Source organism: Geobacillus proteiniphilus (assembly GCF_001908025.1).
Lineage (GTDB): Bacteria > Bacillota > Bacilli > Bacillales > Anoxybacillaceae > Geobacillus > Geobacillus proteiniphilus.
The window spans coordinates 13,136-29,582 of record NZ_MQMG01000047.1 but is presented as its reverse complement, the minus strand read 5'-3'; the positions used below and the strand labels follow the sequence as shown (position 1 = coordinate 29,582).

The 16,447-nt window shown below is 54.1% G+C and carries 17 protein-coding genes; all 17 read right to left on the bottom strand.

All coding sequences use genetic code 11. The annotated features are described in order from the left end of the window. On the bottom strand, positions 1-599 hold a 599-nt coding region (locus tag BRO54_RS14725; protein WP_074044422.1), incomplete at its 3' end, for a MotE family protein. Next, positions 600-1,046, bottom strand: coding sequence for a flagellar export protein FliJ (gene fliJ, locus BRO54_RS14720; protein WP_042380526.1), 447 nt, complete (start codon positions 1,044-1,046; stop codon positions 600-602). It abuts the gene before it with no gap. A 42-nt stretch (positions 1,047-1,088) separates the two neighbouring features. After that, positions 1,089-2,399 carry a flagellar protein export ATPase FliI gene (gene fliI / locus BRO54_RS14715; RefSeq protein ID WP_074044421.1) on the bottom strand — a complete coding sequence of 437 codons (1,311 nt, stop codon included), beginning with the start codon at positions 2,397-2,399 and terminating at the stop codon, positions 1,089-1,091. Continuing rightward, positions 2,377-3,156 (bottom strand): flagellar assembly protein FliH, encoded by a 780-nt coding sequence (gene fliH / locus BRO54_RS14710; protein WP_042380531.1) that lies wholly within the window; start codon positions 3,154-3,156, stop codon positions 2,377-2,379. Before fliH ends, fliI begins: the two co-directional genes overlap by 23 nt. Next, positions 3,140-4,159, bottom strand: a complete 1,020-nt coding sequence (gene fliG, locus BRO54_RS14705) for a flagellar motor switch protein FliG (protein ID WP_011230720.1) — start codon at positions 4,157-4,159, stop codon at positions 3,140-3,142. Before fliG ends, fliH begins: the two co-directional genes overlap by 17 nt. 12 nt (positions 4,160-4,171) lie before the next feature. Continuing rightward, positions 4,172-5,758, bottom strand: a complete 1,587-nt coding sequence (gene fliF / locus BRO54_RS14700; protein ID WP_074044420.1) for a flagellar basal-body MS-ring/collar protein FliF — start codon at positions 5,756-5,758, stop codon at positions 4,172-4,174. Between the two features lie 81 nt (positions 5,759-5,839). Further along, complete coding sequence (gene fliE / locus BRO54_RS14695) at positions 5,840-6,136, bottom strand: flagellar hook-basal body complex protein FliE (RefSeq protein WP_011230718.1); 297 nt, start codon at positions 6,134-6,136, stop codon at positions 5,840-5,842. A 19-nt stretch (positions 6,137-6,155) separates the two neighbouring features. Continuing rightward, positions 6,156-6,608, bottom strand: coding sequence for a flagellar basal body rod protein FlgC (gene flgC / locus BRO54_RS14690; protein WP_011230717.1), 453 nt, complete (start codon positions 6,606-6,608; stop codon positions 6,156-6,158). A 3-nt stretch (positions 6,609-6,611) separates the two neighbouring features. Then, entirely contained in the window at positions 6,612-7,001 is a 390-nt protein-coding gene (flgB, locus tag BRO54_RS14685; RefSeq protein WP_011230716.1) for a flagellar basal body rod protein FlgB, read from the bottom strand. Between the two features lie 196 nt (positions 7,002-7,197). Further along, positions 7,198-7,977, bottom strand: coding sequence for a GTP-sensing pleiotropic transcriptional regulator CodY (codY, locus tag BRO54_RS14680; RefSeq protein WP_011230715.1), 780 nt, complete (start codon positions 7,975-7,977; stop codon positions 7,198-7,200). A gap of 16 nt (positions 7,978-7,993) precedes the next feature. Further along, positions 7,994-9,391 carry an HslU--HslV peptidase ATPase subunit gene (hslU, locus tag BRO54_RS14675; RefSeq protein ID WP_139268077.1) on the bottom strand — a complete coding sequence of 466 codons (1,398 nt, stop codon included), beginning with the start codon at positions 9,389-9,391 and terminating at the stop codon, positions 7,994-7,996. A 15-nt stretch (positions 9,392-9,406) separates the two neighbouring features. Further along, complete coding sequence (gene hslV, locus BRO54_RS14670) at positions 9,407-9,949, bottom strand: ATP-dependent protease subunit HslV (RefSeq protein WP_020278188.1); 543 nt, start codon at positions 9,947-9,949, stop codon at positions 9,407-9,409. A 24-nt stretch (positions 9,950-9,973) separates the two neighbouring features. Beyond that, the gene (gene xerC / locus BRO54_RS14665; protein ID WP_074044419.1) at positions 9,974-10,876 is read right to left on the bottom strand and encodes a tyrosine recombinase XerC; all 903 of its coding nucleotides are present in this window, start codon (positions 10,874-10,876) and stop codon (positions 9,974-9,976) included. A 94-nt stretch (positions 10,877-10,970) separates the two neighbouring features. Next, positions 10,971-13,046 (bottom strand): type I DNA topoisomerase, encoded by a 2,076-nt coding sequence (topA, locus tag BRO54_RS14660; RefSeq protein ID WP_020278186.1) that lies wholly within the window; start codon positions 13,044-13,046, stop codon positions 10,971-10,973. 78 nt (positions 13,047-13,124) lie between these two features. Beyond that, a complete protein-coding gene (gene dprA, locus BRO54_RS14655; RefSeq protein ID WP_020278185.1) occupies positions 13,125-14,006 on the bottom strand; it encodes a DNA-processing protein DprA in 882 nt (293 codons plus the stop codon). Positions 14,007-14,314: 308 nt separating this feature from the next. Then, positions 14,315-15,217, bottom strand: coding sequence for a succinate--CoA ligase subunit alpha (sucD, locus tag BRO54_RS14645; RefSeq protein ID WP_074044418.1), 903 nt, complete (start codon positions 15,215-15,217; stop codon positions 14,315-14,317). Positions 15,218-15,234: 17 nt separating this feature from the next. Further along, complete coding sequence (gene sucC, locus BRO54_RS14640; protein ID WP_011230708.1) at positions 15,235-16,395, bottom strand: ADP-forming succinate--CoA ligase subunit beta; 1,161 nt, start codon at positions 16,393-16,395, stop codon at positions 15,235-15,237. Between the last annotated feature and the right edge of the window lie 52 nt (positions 16,396-16,447).

Genomic DNA, 16,447 nt, shown 5'->3' with positions numbered 1-16,447 from the left:
TCCTTCCCCATCGCCCTTTTGCTTAACGATGCCAACAGTTTCGCCGCCTGCCCAGCCGGCATTTGTTCCAAAATGGCTGCCGCTTTGTCGCCGTCAATCTGGCTCAGTACACGGAGCGCTTCGCTCTCAGGCAGTTCCGCTAAAATAGCCGCCGCCTGTTTTTCCGACATGGCGTCATACATGCCGGCGACATCTTCTTCCGTCAAGGCTGGCTCGTCAACAGGCTCAGCCTGAGCGTCCGTTTTCTCGCTTGGCGCAGACAGCTGGGCGATTTCCTTTTCCTTTGCCGCCAATTCGTTTTTCAACCGCTTGATTTGCTTTTGTTGGTCGGCGATCGTTCGTTTTTGCTGTTCAATCGTCTGCTGCTGAGCTTCAATCGTTTTTTGCAAAGCTTTCTCCCTTTTGCTCCAGTCGATCCACTCGGAGACAAACGGCGCCTTTATTGTCCACTGCTTTGCCGCCTTGGCCACATCAACGCCGGCAACGTTTAAAATCAACAACAGAAAAGAGACGGCAAACGCACTCGGAATGACAATGACGAACAACAGCCATTGCCACCAGCTCGCCTGCATTTCCTGTTCAACTTTGCTCTCTGCCATCTATACCTCTCCTTGCCTTGCAAAGCGTTGAACCGCCATTTCATCGAGCAGGCGGCGTTCCGCTTCCCTCTCAAGCTGCTCGGCCCACCGCTTAATGCGCTCACGCATTTTTTCGTATTTTTTCACTTCGATATTCAATTCCATCAAACGCTGTTGCCGGCGCTGCATCTGCTCGCGCGCCTGCATGACGACGAGCTGATAATGGTCGATCGTCCGCTCTAAATTCGCCATATATTGCAGCCTAAGGCGAATGTCTCCAACGGACAGGCCGGCTTGAAGCTGTTCATCCCGAGCCGCCACGCATTCTTCTTTTTCCTTAAGCAGGCGGTAAAGCGTTTCGGCTGCCTGCTCAAACCGGCGGACCGCCTCCTCGTATTCGCCAAGCGCCTTCTCTTTTTCTTTTTCTTTCATCGCCAGCACTTTTTGCAGCCGAAACGTCGGCGTCACATTTGTTCACCCTTTCATCGTCTGAAAATGACGCGCGATTTCTCACCGAACCGACAACAAGCGCAACAACCCATCAATGCTTTCGGCGCGCGTCGTTTTTTCATCGATGTTTTGGCGGCAAAACGCCATCATTTGCGGATAAAATTCGATCGCCTCATCAATTTCTTGGGACGACCCCCGTTTGTACGCCCCGATTTGAATCAAATCCTCCGAATCTATATAAGTGGACAGAAGGCGGCGGAACCGGTTTGCCGCTTCGCGGTGCTCTGCGCTGATAATGTGGGGCATGACGCGGCTGACGCTTTTGAGCACGTTAATCGCCGGGTAATGCCCTTTGTTCGCCAGCTGGCGTTCCAACACAAAATGGCCATCCAAAATGCCGCGCACCGCATCAGCGATCGGCTCATTCATGTCATCGCCGTCAACAAGCACCGTATAAAACGCGGTGATCGTGCCGGAAGCGTTCGTTCCAGCCCGTTCAAGCAGCTTTGGCAGGAGGGCGAAGACCGATGGCGTATAGCCTTTCGTCGTCGGCGGCTCACCGACGGCAAGGCCAATCTCCCGCTGCGCCATAGCGACGCGGGTGACCGAGTCCATCATGAGCATGACATCCGCCCCTTGGTCGCGGAAATATTCGGCGATCGCCGTTGCCGTATAGGCGCCTTTGACGCGCATCAGCGCCGGCTGGTCGGACGTGGCGACGACGACGACAGAGCGGGCCAAGCCGTCCGGGCCAAGGTCGCGCTCTAAAAACTCGCGCACTTCGCGGCCGCGCTCGCCGATTAAGGCGATGACGTTCACATCGGCCGACGTATGGCGGGCGATCATTCCCATGAGCGTGCTTTTGCCGACGCCCGAGCCGGCAAAAATGCCGACGCGTTGCCCCTTGCCGACGGCAAGCAGGCTGTCGATGACGCGGATGCCGACTTCAAGCGGTTCGGCAATCGGCGGCCGAACGAGCGGATTGGGCGGATCGCGTTCGACCGACACCGGCTTCAGCCCGGGCGGCAACGGGCTCCCGTCAAGCGGTTGGCCGAGCGGATCAAGAATCATGCCGATGAGCGCATCGCCGACGTGCACTTCAAGCGGCCGGCCGGTCGCTTCGACAAGGCAGCCGGGAGCGATATGAGACATGGCGGAAAACGGCATAAGCAAGACGTGCTGTTCATGAAAGCCGACGACTTCGGCGGGAATTTTCCGGCGGCCGCTCTGTTCATGGATGTAACAAAGATCGCCGATCGAGCTTTCCGGCCCTTTCGATTCCATCATCAAGCCGATGACGCGCGACACTTTGCCAAACCGTTTATACAAGTCGACGGCGTCTATTTCATCAAGAAGCGCCTGCCAGTTCAGAAAACGCCCCCTCCTTCAATCGCCGGTAGAGCGCCTCGCGCAGCCGCTCAAGCTGCACATCGACGCTCGCCTCGATGCGCCCAAACGGCGTCTCCACGACACAGCCGTATTCAGGGAGCGCATCGTCCGGGTAAATAAATAGATCGACGCGATGCGGAAACACGGATTTCAGCAGCTCTTTTTGCTCTGCCACTATTTCGTAGCAGTGCGGATGCACATAAACGGCCACTTCCGTTTGCCGGCGCACTTCCTGCAATGCTTGGTGCACAAGCGGCAAAAAGGCGTTTCGATCGCCCTCAAGCGCGGCGCCGATAATGCGTTCGGCCGCTTTTAACGCCACCTCCAGCATCGCCTCAGCCGTCGATTCGATGCGAGCGTAAAATTCGGTGTTCGCTCGCTCCGCCAAACGGCGGGCTTGCTCGATCAACGCGCGGTGCTCGCCAAGCGCCTCCTCGCGCCCAGCCGCATAGCCGTCTTCATACCCGCGGGCGCGCGCTTCCTGCATGAGACGCTCTTTCTCACGCTGCCATTCCTCTTGCTCGCGGGCCAACTGCTCGCGCACCGATTCGTAATATTGCTCTGCCTGGCGGCGAAGCTTGGCTGCTTCTTCCTTGGCGGCGGCGACCGCTTCCATCTCCCGCTGCCGATCGTCGGCGGACGATGGAAGATCGGAAACATGGCGCTGCACGACGATCGTCTTTTTCCCAGCGCGCGCCGCCAATTTCGGCGCTTTAATGACGTTAGACAATAATATCATCTCCTCCCCCGCGCGCGATGACGATTTCTCCGGCCTCTTCGAGACGGCGGATCACTGCGACGATGCGCGATTGCGCCTCCTCGACATCACGCAGCCGGACTGGCCCCATATATTCCATTTCTTCTTTGAACGTCTCGGCCATTCTTGTCGACATGTTGCGGAAAATAATGTTTTTCACTTCGTCGCTCGCTACTTTCAGCGCCAACATGAGATCGTTGTTGTCCACCTCGCGGATGACGCGCTGAATGGCGCGGTGATCGAGCGTCACGATATCTTCAAAGACAAACATCCGTTTTTTAATTTCCTCGGCCAGTTCCGGGTCTTGGATTTCCAAGGCATCCAAAATCGTCCGCTCCGTGCTCCGGTCGACTTGGTTCAGCACTTCAACGACCGCCTCAATTCCGCCGGCTTGCGTGTAATCTTGCACGACGGTCGCGGACAGCCGCCGCTCCAAAATTTGCTCGACTTCATTGATAATCTCCGGCGATGTGCTGTCCATCAGCGCGATGCGCCGGGCGACATCCGCCTGCATTTCCTGTGGCAGCGCCGATAAAATTTGCCCTGCCTGTGCCGGCTCCAAATACGAAAGAATCAGAGCGATCGTTTGCGGATGTTCATTTTGAATGAAGTTTAACAGCTGCATCGGGTCGGCTTTGCGGGCGAAATCAAACGGCCGCACCATCAGCGCCGATGTCAGGCGGTTGATGATCTGCATCGCCTTATCCGGGCCGAGCGCTTTTTCAAGCACTTCTTTCGCATAGGCGATGCCGCCTTGGGCGATGTAATCTTGCGCCAAGGCGAGCTGTCGAAACTCTTCAAGCACTTCCTCTTTTTGTTCAGCCGTCACTTGACGGACGTTGGAAATTTCTAGCGTCAGCTTCTCGATCTCTTCCTCGGATAAATGTTTATAAACAGAGGCCGACACATCCGGGCCGAGAGAAATAAGCAGGATGGCCGCTTTTTGCCTGCCCGACAACCCGCCTTTTCGTTCGCGCTTTGCCATACGCCGTTCCCCCTACTCTTCCGATAGCCACGTTTTTAATAGTTTTGCAAACTCATCCGGCTTTTCTTTCGCCAGCCGCTCAAGCTGTCGGCGGCGCAACGCTGCTTCCGTCTCCGGCGGCTCCGGCAAATCCGGCTCCGTCGAAAGCGGCGGAGTGAACAAGTGTTCTTCTTCCTCTTCCTCGTCTTCACGGCGGCGGCGCAGCCAGAGGAACAACAGCAAGGCAACGAGCAACAGCGCTCCTGCACCGGCCGCATACCACCACCACGCCGGCCGATCCGGCGTTGATTCGGTGAATGTCGGCTTGCCGTTAAACTTCTGCACCGAAACGACGATGCGGTTGTTGATGTCCTGATCAGTGAGCGTTTGCGCTTCGCTTTTGTCGATTGACGTCCGGACGATCGTTCCTAGCAGTTTTTGAATGTCATTGACCGTCTCGGGCGGCAGCGAGTTCGGATCATTAGGGTCTGGCGGCTCGACCATCACTTGGATGCCTAGGTCGCGGATTTTATATGGACTTTCGACGATTTGCTTTTTGATTTTGTTTACCTCGTTGTTGATCGTCTCTTCGGTTCGTTCATAGTTGCCGTTTGCTGCGCCGTTTGCGTTTTGATAGCCCGGCACTTCGTTCGCTCCCGTTCCAGCGGCGCCTCCGGGCGGCGCACCGCTCCCGGAGTACGTCTCTTTAATGCGCTGAACGCTGACGGCAATGCCCTCATTGTTTTTCTCATCAACCGGGGCGACTAAGTTTTCTTCCCGCTTTTCTTGCGTAAAGTCAATGTCGGCCGTCACGGAAACGACGACTTTATCCTGCCCCATCATCGTGCCGAGCAGTTGCTGCACTTGGCGCTGAATGTCGCGCTCGATCTGCTTTTTAATTTGCTGTTGCGAGGCGAATGTCGTTCCTGTCGAATTTTCGCCGTCATTTTTTAAATCAAAATACTCAAAAAACTGATTCATAATGACGATATTATCTGTAGAGAGGTTCGGAACACTTTTGGCGACGAGATGATAGAGCGCTTTGATTTGCTCGTCGCTGAATTGGTAGCCCGGCTTCGTCTTCAGCACGATCGAGGCCGAGGCTTCCCCTTTCTCATCGGAAACGAATACGCTCGGCTGCGGAAGGTTGATCATGACTTTGGCGTCCTCGACGCCGTCAATCGTCTTGATCAAGTTGGCGAGCTCCGTTTGCATCGCCTTCAGCTTCACCATATTGAACTCGTTATCCGTCATGCCGAAGCTCGCGTTTTGGCCGAAAAATGAATAGTCAATGACCCCGCTGTTCGGGATGCCTTCAGCAGCGAGCTCGACTTTCAGCGCGTCCACTTGCTCTTTCGGCACTTTGATCGTCGTTCCGCCGTCCGCCACTTCGGCCGGAACGCCGCGCTGGTCAAGCGTTGCTTTAATTTGCCCCGCTTCTTGCGGCGACAAATTGCTGTAGAGGGGCACCATTTCCGTCCTTGTGGCGAAAAAGACGCCGACGCCAACGGCCAAAAGCACGGCCGCTGCCGCAGTGAGCACGAGCCATTTCTGTTTTTTTGTCCGTTCCTGCCAAAACGCGCGAGCCCGGCTCCACCACTCTTTCCATTTCCTTCTCATACAATTCCCCCGATGATCCAATACCTGCCGCCATAGCGCAACAATGGCGGCGGCTTCCGTATGTATTGCGATTCATTGCTGCTACAATGGCATGCGCATCATTTCTTGATACGCCTCGATCGCTTTGTTGCGGATCTCCAGCGTCAGCTGCAACGTGATGCTCGCTTTTTGCGCGGCGATCATCACATCATGCAACTGAACGTTCTCCCCGCGAACGAGCTTTTCCGTCAGCGCATCGGCTTGAATTTGCGCTTCGTTCACGCGGTTGAGCGCCTCTTTGAAAAATGCGGCGAATTGCTTTTGCGCCTCAGCCGGCTTCGCTGGGGGCGAAACGGCGGAAGACATCGTCAGCCCAATGCGGCTTGCTCCATCAATCATCGTTTATCCCCCTCGCATGCTATTTCCCGATCTCGAGCGCCTTCATGAGCATTCCTTTTGAAGCATTCAACACCGTGACGTTCGCCTCATACGAACGCGTCGCCCCAATCAAGTCCACCATTTCTTTCAGCGGGTCGACGTTTGGCAGACGCACATAGCCGTCGGCGCCCGCATCCGGGTGATTCGGGTCGTAGACGAGTTTAAACGGCGCCGGATCATCGACAATTTCGCGCACCCGCACTCCGCCGTCCACCGCGTCGGCACGGCCGAGCGCAGCCTGCAAATAGCCCGAAAACGACCCGCTGCGCGGTTCGATGATGACCATTTTGCGGCGGTACGGCTCCCATTCGCCGTTGACAAGGCGGGCGCGCGTCGTATCGACGTTAGCGATGTTGGAGGCAATCACGTCCATGCGCAACCGTTGGGCGGTCAACGCCGAAGCCGAAATGTTTAGACTTTGAAACAAAGACACCCGTTATTTTCCTCCTTTAATCACTGTTTTCAACGTTGTAAATTTGCCGTTGAGCCGCTCGATTAAGGCATTGTAATAAATTTGGTTTTCTGCTAGTTTTGACATTTCTTGATCGATATCGACACTGTTTCCATTATGATTGTAACTCACCGTTGTGTCCGTCGTCACGATGATTTTTCCATTTTGTTCGTTTGGAAACGAAAAATGCTTCGGATTCGTCCGTTTGGCCTCAAGCCGAAACGCCCGTTCCAATTCAGCCTGAAAGCGCACATCTTTCGCCTTATAGCCCGGCGTATCGGCGTTGGCGATGTTGTCGGCGATCGCCTGTTGGCGAAGCGCAGCGTAGCGAAGCCCTTGTTCAAGCCAACCGATCGTCGCTGAAAAGAGCGCCAATGGAATCCCCTCTTTTCTCCTATTTTTCGACAATTTCTGCTAGTTTTCATTTTACGGGAAAGAAAACCCAATGTATAGACGGAACTTGGTACTATTTTTCGACGATGCCATTACAGAAAAACGATGCCAAGGATGTTTGTCAAAACAAAAAACCCGCCGGGCCAAAATACCCAGCGGGCTTAGGCGGCTGCGCCGTTCAGCTCGATTTCAATTTTTCAAGTTCGCTTAAAAACTTGTCGTTCAATACTTTAATGTACGTTCCTTTCATGCCGAGCGAGCGCGATTCGATCACGCCGGCGCTTTCTAGTTTGCGCAGAGCATTGACAATGACCGAGCGGGTGATGCCGACGCGGTCGGCGATTTTGCTCGCGACAAGCAGTCCTTCCGTTCCGTCAAGCTCCTCAAAAATGTGTTCGATCGCCTCAAGCTCGCTGTAAGAAAGGGAGCTGATCGCCATTTGCACGACCGCCTTGCTGCGCGCTTCCTCTTCAATTTCTTCCGCCTTTTCACGCAAAATTTCCATGCCGACGACCGTCGCACCGTATTCAGCCAAAATGAGATCGTCATTGTCAAACTCGCGGTCAAGGCGCGATAAAATGAGCGTGCCGAGCCGCTCGCCTCCGCCGTTGATCGGAACAATCGTCGTCAAGCCGGTTTTGAACAAGTCACGATTTTCCACTGGAAACGCCGTATATTCGCTATTAATATCGATATTAGGAGACGTTTCCGTAATGTTGAACAAGTTTTTCGTGTATTCTTCCGGAAACTGGCGCTCCTCCAGCATCCGCTTCATCCGTTCGTTTTCAATCGATTGTTTAATGGCGAATCCAAGCAGTTTGCCGCGGCGGCTGACGACAAACACATTGGCTTCAATCACTTCGCAAAGCGTTTCTGCCATTTCTTTAAAATTGACCGGCCGCCCGGCCGCCTTTTGCAACATGGCGTTGATTTTCCGCGTTTTCTCTAGCAAGTTCATTGATTTCATCTCCTCCTCATAAAATAAACTCGCTTAAATCTTTGTTTTTGACGATGCTGCCGAGTTTTTGCTCGACATATTGCGGTGTGATGACGACCTTGTCGATTCCGATGTCCGGCGCCTCAAACAGCAAGTCTTCCAGCAGTTTTTCCAAAATCGTGTGCAACCGGCGCGCACCGATGTTGTCGGTCGTCTGGTTTACTTCAAACGCCACCTCGGCAATCTTACGAATAGCATCGTCAGAAAATTCAAGACTTATACCTTCTGTTGCCAAAAGAGCTTGATATTGTTTAATGAGCGCGTTATTCGGCTCGACTAATATTCTTACGAAATCGTCGACCGAAAGTTTCGCAAGCTCGACGCGGATCGGAAAACGGCCTTGCAACTCAGGGATCAAATCCGACGGCTTCGCCATATGGAACGCGCCGGCGGCGATGAATAAAATATGGTCTGTTTTCACCGGGCCGTACTTCGTCATGACGGTCGACCCTTCGACAATCGGCAAAATGTCGCGCTGCACCCCTTCGCGCGAGACGTCGGCCGAACCGGACACCCCTCCGCTGCGGGCGATTTTGTCGATTTCATCGATAAAAATGATGCCGGACTGCTCAGCGAGGCGGACGGCCTCTTGCGTCACTTCATCCATGTCGATCAGCTTTTGCGCTTCCTCGTTGATGAGCACTTTGCGCGCTTCACTCACTTTGAGACGCCGCTTTTTGCGCCGCTTCGGCATGAGGCTGCTCAAGGCGTCCTGCATGTTCATCCCCATCTGCTCAATGCCTGCCCCTTGCAAAAAGTCAAACCATAGCGGCGCCTGTTCCTCGATTTCAATCGTCACCATCTCGTTTTCAAGCTGCCCGTTTGCCAGCTGCCAAGCAACTTGGCGCCGCTTTTGCTCCACCTGTTCATCCTCATGGCTGTAGCTGTTGTCCACTTGGGTTCCTTGGCCGCCAAACAGCAGCTCAAGCGGGTTTTTGATCGTCTGCTTTGGCTTGCCCGGAACGAGCAGTTCAACAAGCCGCTTGTTCGCCTGCTGTTCAGCCCTGTCTTTCACTTCGTTCATTTTCCGTTCTTTCACGAGCCTAACTGACGTTTCCACCAAATCGCGCACCATCGATTCGACGTCGCGCCCGACATAGCCGACTTCGGTGAATTTCGTCGCCTCGACTTTGATGAACGGCGCACCGACGAGTTTGGCGAGCCGGCGGGCGATCTCCGTCTTTCCGACCCCGGTCGGGCCGATCATTAAAATGTTTTTCGGCATCACTTCATCGCGCAATTTTTCATCGAGCAAACTGCGGCGGTACCGGTTGCGAAGCGCGATCGCCACCGCCTTTTTTGCCTCTTTTTGCCCGACGATGAACTGATCGAGCTTTTCGACAATCTGCCGTGGAGTCAACGTTTCCGCCATCATCGGCCTCCTCCTTTTTTACAGCTCTTCGACAATAATATGGCCGTTCGTATAAACGCAAATGTCAGCGGCGATCTCGAGCGCCGCCTGGGCAATCTCTTTCGCGGTCATCGAGCCGCCCGCGTACTTCTTCAACGCACGCCCAGCAGCAAGCGCATACTGACCGCCCGAGCCAATGGCGAGCATGCCATCATCCGGCTCAATCACTTCGCCCGTGCCAGAGACAAGCAACAAGTGCTGTTTGTCCATGACAATGAGCATCGCCTCGAGGCGGCGCAACACTTTATCGCTCCGCCACTCTTTCGCCAGTTCAACCGCCGCGCGCGGCAAGTTGCCGTTAAATTGTTCGAGCTTGCCTTCAAACATTTCAAACAGCGTAAACGCGTCAGCGACCGAGCCGGCGAAACCGGCGAGCACGTTTCCTTGGAACAACCGCCGCACTTTTTTCGCTGTATGCTTCATGACGACCGCATTGCCGAACGTCACTTGGCCGTCGCCAGCCATGGCGGATGCGCCGTTATGGCGGATGGCAAAAATCGTCGTCGCATGAAAAGCTCCCATCATTTTCCCCTCCTTGCCTGCGGGTTACGCCCGCGGATGCGCCTGCAAATAAATACGCCGCAGCCGGTCTTTCGTTACATGCGTATACACTTGCGTCGATGACAAATGCGCATGGCCGAGCAGTTCCTGCACCGAACGGAGATCGGCTCCTTCGTTGAGCAAATGGGTCGCAAACGTATGCCGCAAAACGTGCGGGCTGATGTTTTGCATCAGCGCAGCTGCTTCGACAATCCGATCCAAAATATGGCGCACTCCCCGAGGCGTGAGCGGATTGCCGCGGGCGTTGACAAACAAATAGCGGTGGTCCGCCGGCAGCTTTCTTGTCAGTTCGCGTCGGCCCCTATGAATATACCGTTCAAGCGCTTCGCGGGCCGGGCGGCCGAACGGAACGTAGCGCTGCTTGTTTCCTTTGCCGTGAATGAGCACAGTCGTTGCAGCAAAATCGACGTCAGACAGCCGAATGTGACAACATTCACTAACCCGGACGCCAGTCGCGTACAGCAACTCAAGCAGCGCCGCATTGCGCTGGCCGAGGGCGGTATTTTCATCATTGACAAGAAACAATGCTTCTAATTCTTTCGGGTATAAAAAATTAGGAATTTTTTGCTCTTTTTTCGGCAGCGTCGCGAGCGCAAACGGATTTTCGGCCGCCCGCCCTTCGCGCAGCAAAAACTTGTAAAAGCTGCGCAGACTCGAAATTTTGCGGGCGACCGAACGGCTGGCCAACTGTTGTTCGTATAGTTTCGTCAAATATAAGCGGACGTCGCTGTAGGACACTTCATCGAGCGCGCCGATTCCTTCCTCATCCATAAATCGGAAAAACTGCTCAATGTCACGCCGGTAACACACAATAGTATATTGTGAATAATTTTTCTCGATTTGTAAATATTCTATGAACAATTGTAACGCAAGTTTCGAATTCTCCATCGCCTCACCCCGCAACGGCTACTACATCGTACCATATTCTTCTGCATGAACGCAACTATTTTTTACAAAATTCTGAATTGTATCTAATGCCCGTTCATGCTTCTAGCCGCTCTTCATAATCGCACGCCGTGCATTGCACTTGCACACCTTTTTTCAGCTCTTTCTCCACAAGCAAACCTGCGCATTTCGGGCACGGGCGGGCGAGCGGTTTATCCCACGAGACGAAGTCGCAATCCGGGAAACGGTCGCAGCCGTAAAACACCCGCTTTCTTTTCGTGCTGCGCTCGACGATGTTGCCTTCGCGGCATTTCGGGCACTTGACGCCGATTTCTTTGACAATCGGCTTCGTATGGCGGCATTCCGGGAAATTCGAGCAGGCGATAAACTTGCCGAAACGGCCCATTTTGTACACCATCGGACTGCCGCACACCTCGCAGTCAATGCCGGCGGGCTCATCCTTAATCTCAACTGCGCGCATTTCTTTTTCCGCCACTTTCAACCGCTTTTCAAATTCGCGGTAAAACTCGTCAACGACTTTGATCCATGCCACTTTCCCTTCTTCAATTTCGTCCAATTCTTTTTCCATTTTCGCCGTAAACTCGACATCGATAATTTCCGGGAAAAATTCGAGCATCAGCTCCACAACGATTTCGCCGAGCTCGGTCGGGACAAACCGTTTGTTCTCAAGGACGACATAGTTGCGCTTTTGGATCGTATCAAGCGTCGGGGCATACGTCGACGGGCGGCCGATGCCGAGTTCCTCCAACGTTTTGACGAGGCGGGCTTCCGTGTAGCGTGGCGGCGGCTGGGTAAAGTGCTGCTTCGATTCGATCGTTTCGCTCTCAACCGTTTCCTTTTCTTCCAAATCCGGGAGGATACGGTCCTGCTCTTCCGTTTGATCGTCCGTTCCTTCAATATACACTTTCATAAACCCTGGAAATTTCACCTTCGAGCCGCTGGCGCGGAACACGACGCCGTTGTTTTCCAACTCGACGCTCATGGTGTCAAGCACGGCGGCCGCCATTTGACTGGCGATGAACCGTTCCCAAATGAGTTTATACAACCGAAACTGGTCGCGCGTCAAATACGGTTTCACTTTGTCCGGATCGCGAAATGCCGATGTCGGGCGGATCGCTTCATGGGCGTCTTGGGCGTTCGTGCTTTTCTTCTCTTTCCGCTTTTCTTGGTTGACATACATAGCGCCGAACGTCGCCTCGATATACGCCGCCGCCTCTTGCTGCGCCGTCTCGGCGACGCGCGTTGAATCAGTGCGCATATACGTGATCAACCCGACCGTCCCTTCGCTGCCGAGATCGATTCCCTCATACAGCTGCTGGGCGATCATCATCGTCTTTTTCGTCCGGAAATTCAGTTTGCGCGCCGCTTCCTGCTGAAGCGACGATGTCGTAAACGGCGGCACTGGGCTGCGCTTGCGCTCTCGTTTTGTCACCGTTTTCACGACAAATGCCGTTCCGTTTAAGCGGTCCAGCACCGCTTTCACATCCGCCTCCGTCTTTAAATCGCGTTTTTGTCCGTCAATACTGTAAAACGAGGCGGCAAACGTCTCTCCTCCTTTTTGAAACGTCGCTTGAATCGTCCAATATTCTTCCGGCTGAAATTCGCGAATTTCTCGTTCCCGATCGATGATGAGACGCAGCGCCACCGATTGGACGCGGCCGGCGCTTAACCCTTTTTTCACCTTTTTCCATAAGAGCGGGCTGATGTTATAGCCGACGAGCCGGTCGAGCACACGCCGCGCCTGCTGGGCGTCAACAAGATTCATATTGATCGCGCGCGGCTGCTGAAACGATTGCTGAATGGCATCCTTCGTGATCTCATGAAAGACGACGCGGCAATCAGAGTGAATATCCAGATCGAGCATGTGGGCCAAATGCCAAGCGATCGCCTCTCCTTCGCGATCGGGGTCGGCGGCAAGAAACACTTTTTTCGCTTTTTTCGCCGCCGTTTTCAACTCTTTGATCACCTGGCCTTTGCCGCGGATCGTAATGTATTTCGGCTCGTAGCCATGGTCTATATCAACGCCCATTTGGCTTTTTGGCAAATCGCGGACGTGGCCCATTGACGCTTTGACCGTATATTTTTTTCCCAAGTATCGTTCGATCGTCTTCGCTTTCGTTGGCGATTCGACGATAACTAAGTAGTCTGACATCCATCTTCCACCCCTAGGAGGTAAATTGAAATCTTCATTATTATTAATGATTATTGCCGCATTTGTCAAACATGTGCATTACACATACGGGAATTCGGCCAAAATGTCCGCCGCTTCTTGCACTAGTTTTGCCCCGTGCTGAATGAGCGTATTCGGCCCGGCGGATTCCGCCAAACCGATCGGGCCGGGGACGGCGAACACTTCCCGCCCTTGCTCAAGCGCATACGCGGCGGTAATGAGCGAACCGCTTTTTCGCTTCGCCTGCACGACAAGCGTGCCGAGCGACAGCCCGCTGATGATGCGATTGCGCGCGGGAAACTGCCATGCCTGTGGGCGCGTTGCCGGCGGATGCTCGGCGATGACCAACTGTTCGTTCATCAGCCGGGTGGCGAACGGTCGATGCTCTTTCGGATAAATGTGGTCCAGCCCGCCGGCGATGACCGCGACCGTCGACCCGCCATGCTGGACGGCGAGTTGGTGGGCGCACACGTCAATCCCAAACGCGAGCCCGCTGACGATCGTAAAGCCGGCGGCAACAAGCGGCGGCACCAATTTGTTCAACGCTTCGATTCCTTCCTTCGTCGGCCGTCTCGTGCCGACGATGCTGATCAGTTTCCGCTCCTGAAGCAAAGCGGAGTTCCCCTTTGCATACAGCACCCACGGCGGGGCATAAATATGCCGAAGCAACGGCGGATAGTCATGATCAAACACGGTGACCACATGAATGCACCGGTCCATATATGTTTTTATCACACGTTGCACATCGATGGAATGCAAATCATGGAAAAAAGCGGTCCATTGAGCGTCGGAAAGCGGAATGAGCGGGCGGAGATCATTAGGAGGAAGAGAAAATGGAGCGGTGAGCGTCGGATCAGCCTTAAGCAAGGAATGAATCGTCTTCCATCCCGCCCCGCGGCAATGATGGAGATGGATGAGTCGGTCGCGGACCGTATCGTACATACTGCTCCCCTTTCTTTTTTCACCTTCAGCATGGATATATAGGTGCAACTATCCTTGACGGAAAAGTCGCCTGTCTATTTTTTCGACTGTCGGAGGCAAGCCGCAGGCTTCCTCGTCACGCCTTGGCGTGACGGAAGACCGAACAACCACCTGCTTCACAGACCCATACATGGGTCTAGAAGCGGCGTTGTTCGGTCGCCCGACAGTCGATCCAATTGCTCTGTAAAAGCGGCAAATGGTAAAGCTTCAAATTGCATCTATAGACATGATACGCAACACCCCGCACGAAGACGTGCGGGGCCAAACCATTAGTGCGTTTTGCATTTTTCGTACAAGCCGCGTTCTTTCAGCACAGAAATGAGTGTTTCTCCGATCACGGCCGGCGTTTCCGCCACTTTAATGCCGCATTCGGTCATTTTTTTGATTTTCTCTGCGGCCGTGCCTTTGCCGCCGGAAATGATCGCGCCGGCATGGCCCATCCGTTTGCCCGGAGGCGCCGTTTGCCCGCCAATAAAGCCGACGACCGGTTTCGTCATGTTCGCTTTCACCCATTCGGCCGCTTCTTCTTCCGCCGTGCCGCCGATTTCGCCGATCATAATGACAGCGTACGTTTCTTCGTCTTCATTAAACGCCTTGAGCACATCGATGAAGTTCGTGCCGTTGACTGGGTCGCCGCCGATGCCGACCGCCGTCGACTGGCCGATGCCGGCTTGCGTCAGTTGGTGAACTGCTTCGTACGTCAGCGTGCCGGAACGGGAAACAATGCCGACATGTCCTTTTTTATGGATGTAGCCCGGCATAATGCCGATTTTGCACTCTTCCGGCGTAATGACGCCCGGGCAATTCGGGCCGATGAGGCGCGTCTTTTTGCCTTCCATGTACCGCTTCACTTTCACCATATCGAGCACCGGGATGCCTTCGGTGATGCAAACGACAAGGTCGAGTCCAGCGTCAACCGCTTCCATGATGGCATCCGCGGCAAATGCCGGCGGAACGTAAATGACCGAGGCGTTCGCCCCTGTTTTTTCAACCGCTTCCGAAACAGTGTCAAACACCGGCACGCCTTCGACTTCCGTGCCGCCTTTGCCCGGCGTGACGCCGCCGACAATCTTTGTGCCGTATTCGATCATCTGTCTCGTATGGAACAGCCCTTGCGAACCGGTAATCCCTTGCACGATCACTTTCGTGTCTTTATTGACAAAAACGCTCACGTGTATCCCTCGCTTTCTTAACGTACTAGCTCGACGATTTTTTGCGCGCCGTCCGCCATCGATTCCGCCGCAATAATGTTTAAGCCCGACTCTTGCAAAATCTTTTTCCCGAGCTCAACGTTCGTTCCTTCAAGACGGACGACAAGCGGAAGCGTCAAGCCGACTTGCTTCGTCGCCGCGACGATGCCGCTCGCGATGACATCGCATTTCATAATGCCGCCGAAAATGTTGACGAAAATGCCTTTGACGTTCGGGTCGGACAAAATGATTTTGAACGCTTCCCTTACTTTTTCCTCGCTGGCGCCGCCGCCGACATCAAGGAAGTTGGCCGGCTCGCCGCCATAATATTTGATGATGTCCATTGTCGCCATCGCCAAGCCGGCGCCGTTGACCATGCAGCCGATGTTGCCGTCAAGAGCGATGTAGTTTAAGTCATATTTCGACGCTTCGACTTCTTTCGGATCTTCTTCATCCAAGTCGCGGTATTCAAGGATATCCGGATGGCGGTATAAGGCGTTCGAATCGAAATTCAGCTTCGCATCAAGCGCCATCACTTTGCCGTCGCCGGTGACGACAAGCGGATTGATTTCGGCGATCGAGCAGTCTTTATCGACAAACACTTGGTACAAGCCCATCATAAATTTGACCGCTTGGTTGACGAGATGCTTCGGAATGTTGATGTTGAAAGCCAATCGGCGCGCTTGGAACGCTTGCAGCCCGACGGCTGGATCGATGTATTCTTTAAAAATTTTCTCCGGCGTTTTCGCCGCGACTTCTTCGATTTCCGTGCCGCCCTCTTCCGAGCCCATTAAAACGACGCGCGAGGTGGCGCGGTCGACGACAAGGCCGATGTAGTATTCTTTTTGGATGTCGCACCCTTCTTCAATCAACAGCCGTTTCACTTCTTTTCCTTCCGGGCCGGTTTGATGGGTGACAAGCACTTTGCCGAGCAATTCGCTGGCGTATGTACGGACTTCCTCGAGGCTTTTTGCCACTTTCACCCCGCCCGCTTTGCCGCGCCCGCCGGCATGGATTTGCGCTTTGACGACACACACCGGCGCGCCGAGCTCTTTCGCCGCTTCGACCGCTTCATCCACCGTGAACGCGACGCGGCCGTTCGGCACGCTTACACCATAGCTTCGCAAAATTTCTTTTGCCTGGTATTCATGAATGTTCATGCGCCAACCTCCTATGTATAAAATCAAAAAAGTCTTAGCGCTTTCATTTTAT

What these genes read in the sequence shown, in the direction of transcription:
- fliF (WP_074044420.1), bottom strand. Translation starts at nt 5,758, where the DNA reads ATGAGAAGGAAATGGAAAGAGTGGTGGAGCCGGGCTCGCGCGTTTTGG.
- topA (WP_020278186.1), bottom strand. Translation starts at nt 13,046, where the DNA reads ATGTCAGACTACTTAGTTATCGTCGAATCGCCAACGAAAGCGAAGACG.
- hslV (WP_020278188.1), bottom strand. Translation starts at nt 9,949, where the DNA reads ATGGGAGCTTTTCATGCGACGACGATTTTTGCCATCCGCCATAACGGC.
- fliG (WP_011230720.1), bottom strand. Translation starts at nt 4,159, where the DNA reads ATGGCAAAGCGCGAACGAAAAGGCGGGTTGTCGGGCAGGCAAAAAGCG.
- sucC (WP_011230708.1), bottom strand. Translation starts at nt 16,395, where the DNA reads ATGAACATTCATGAATACCAGGCAAAAGAAATTTTGCGAAGCTATGGT.
- hslU (WP_139268077.1), bottom strand. Translation starts at nt 9,391, where the DNA reads ATGATGGCGGAAACGTTGACTCCACGGCAGATTGTCGAAAAGCTCGAT.
- fliH (WP_042380531.1), bottom strand. Translation starts at nt 3,156, where the DNA reads ATGATATTATTGTCTAACGTCATTAAAGCGCCGAAATTGGCGGCGCGC.
- xerC (WP_074044419.1), bottom strand. Translation starts at nt 10,876, where the DNA reads ATGGAGAATTCGAAACTTGCGTTACAATTGTTCATAGAATATTTACAA.
- fliE (WP_011230718.1), bottom strand. Translation starts at nt 6,136, where the DNA reads ATGATTGATGGAGCAAGCCGCATTGGGCTGACGATGTCTTCCGCCGTT.
- codY (WP_011230715.1), bottom strand. Translation starts at nt 7,977, where the DNA reads ATGAACTTGCTAGAGAAAACGCGGAAAATCAACGCCATGTTGCAAAAG.
- dprA (WP_020278185.1), bottom strand. Translation starts at nt 14,006, where the DNA reads ATGTACGATACGGTCCGCGACCGACTCATCCATCTCCATCATTGCCGC.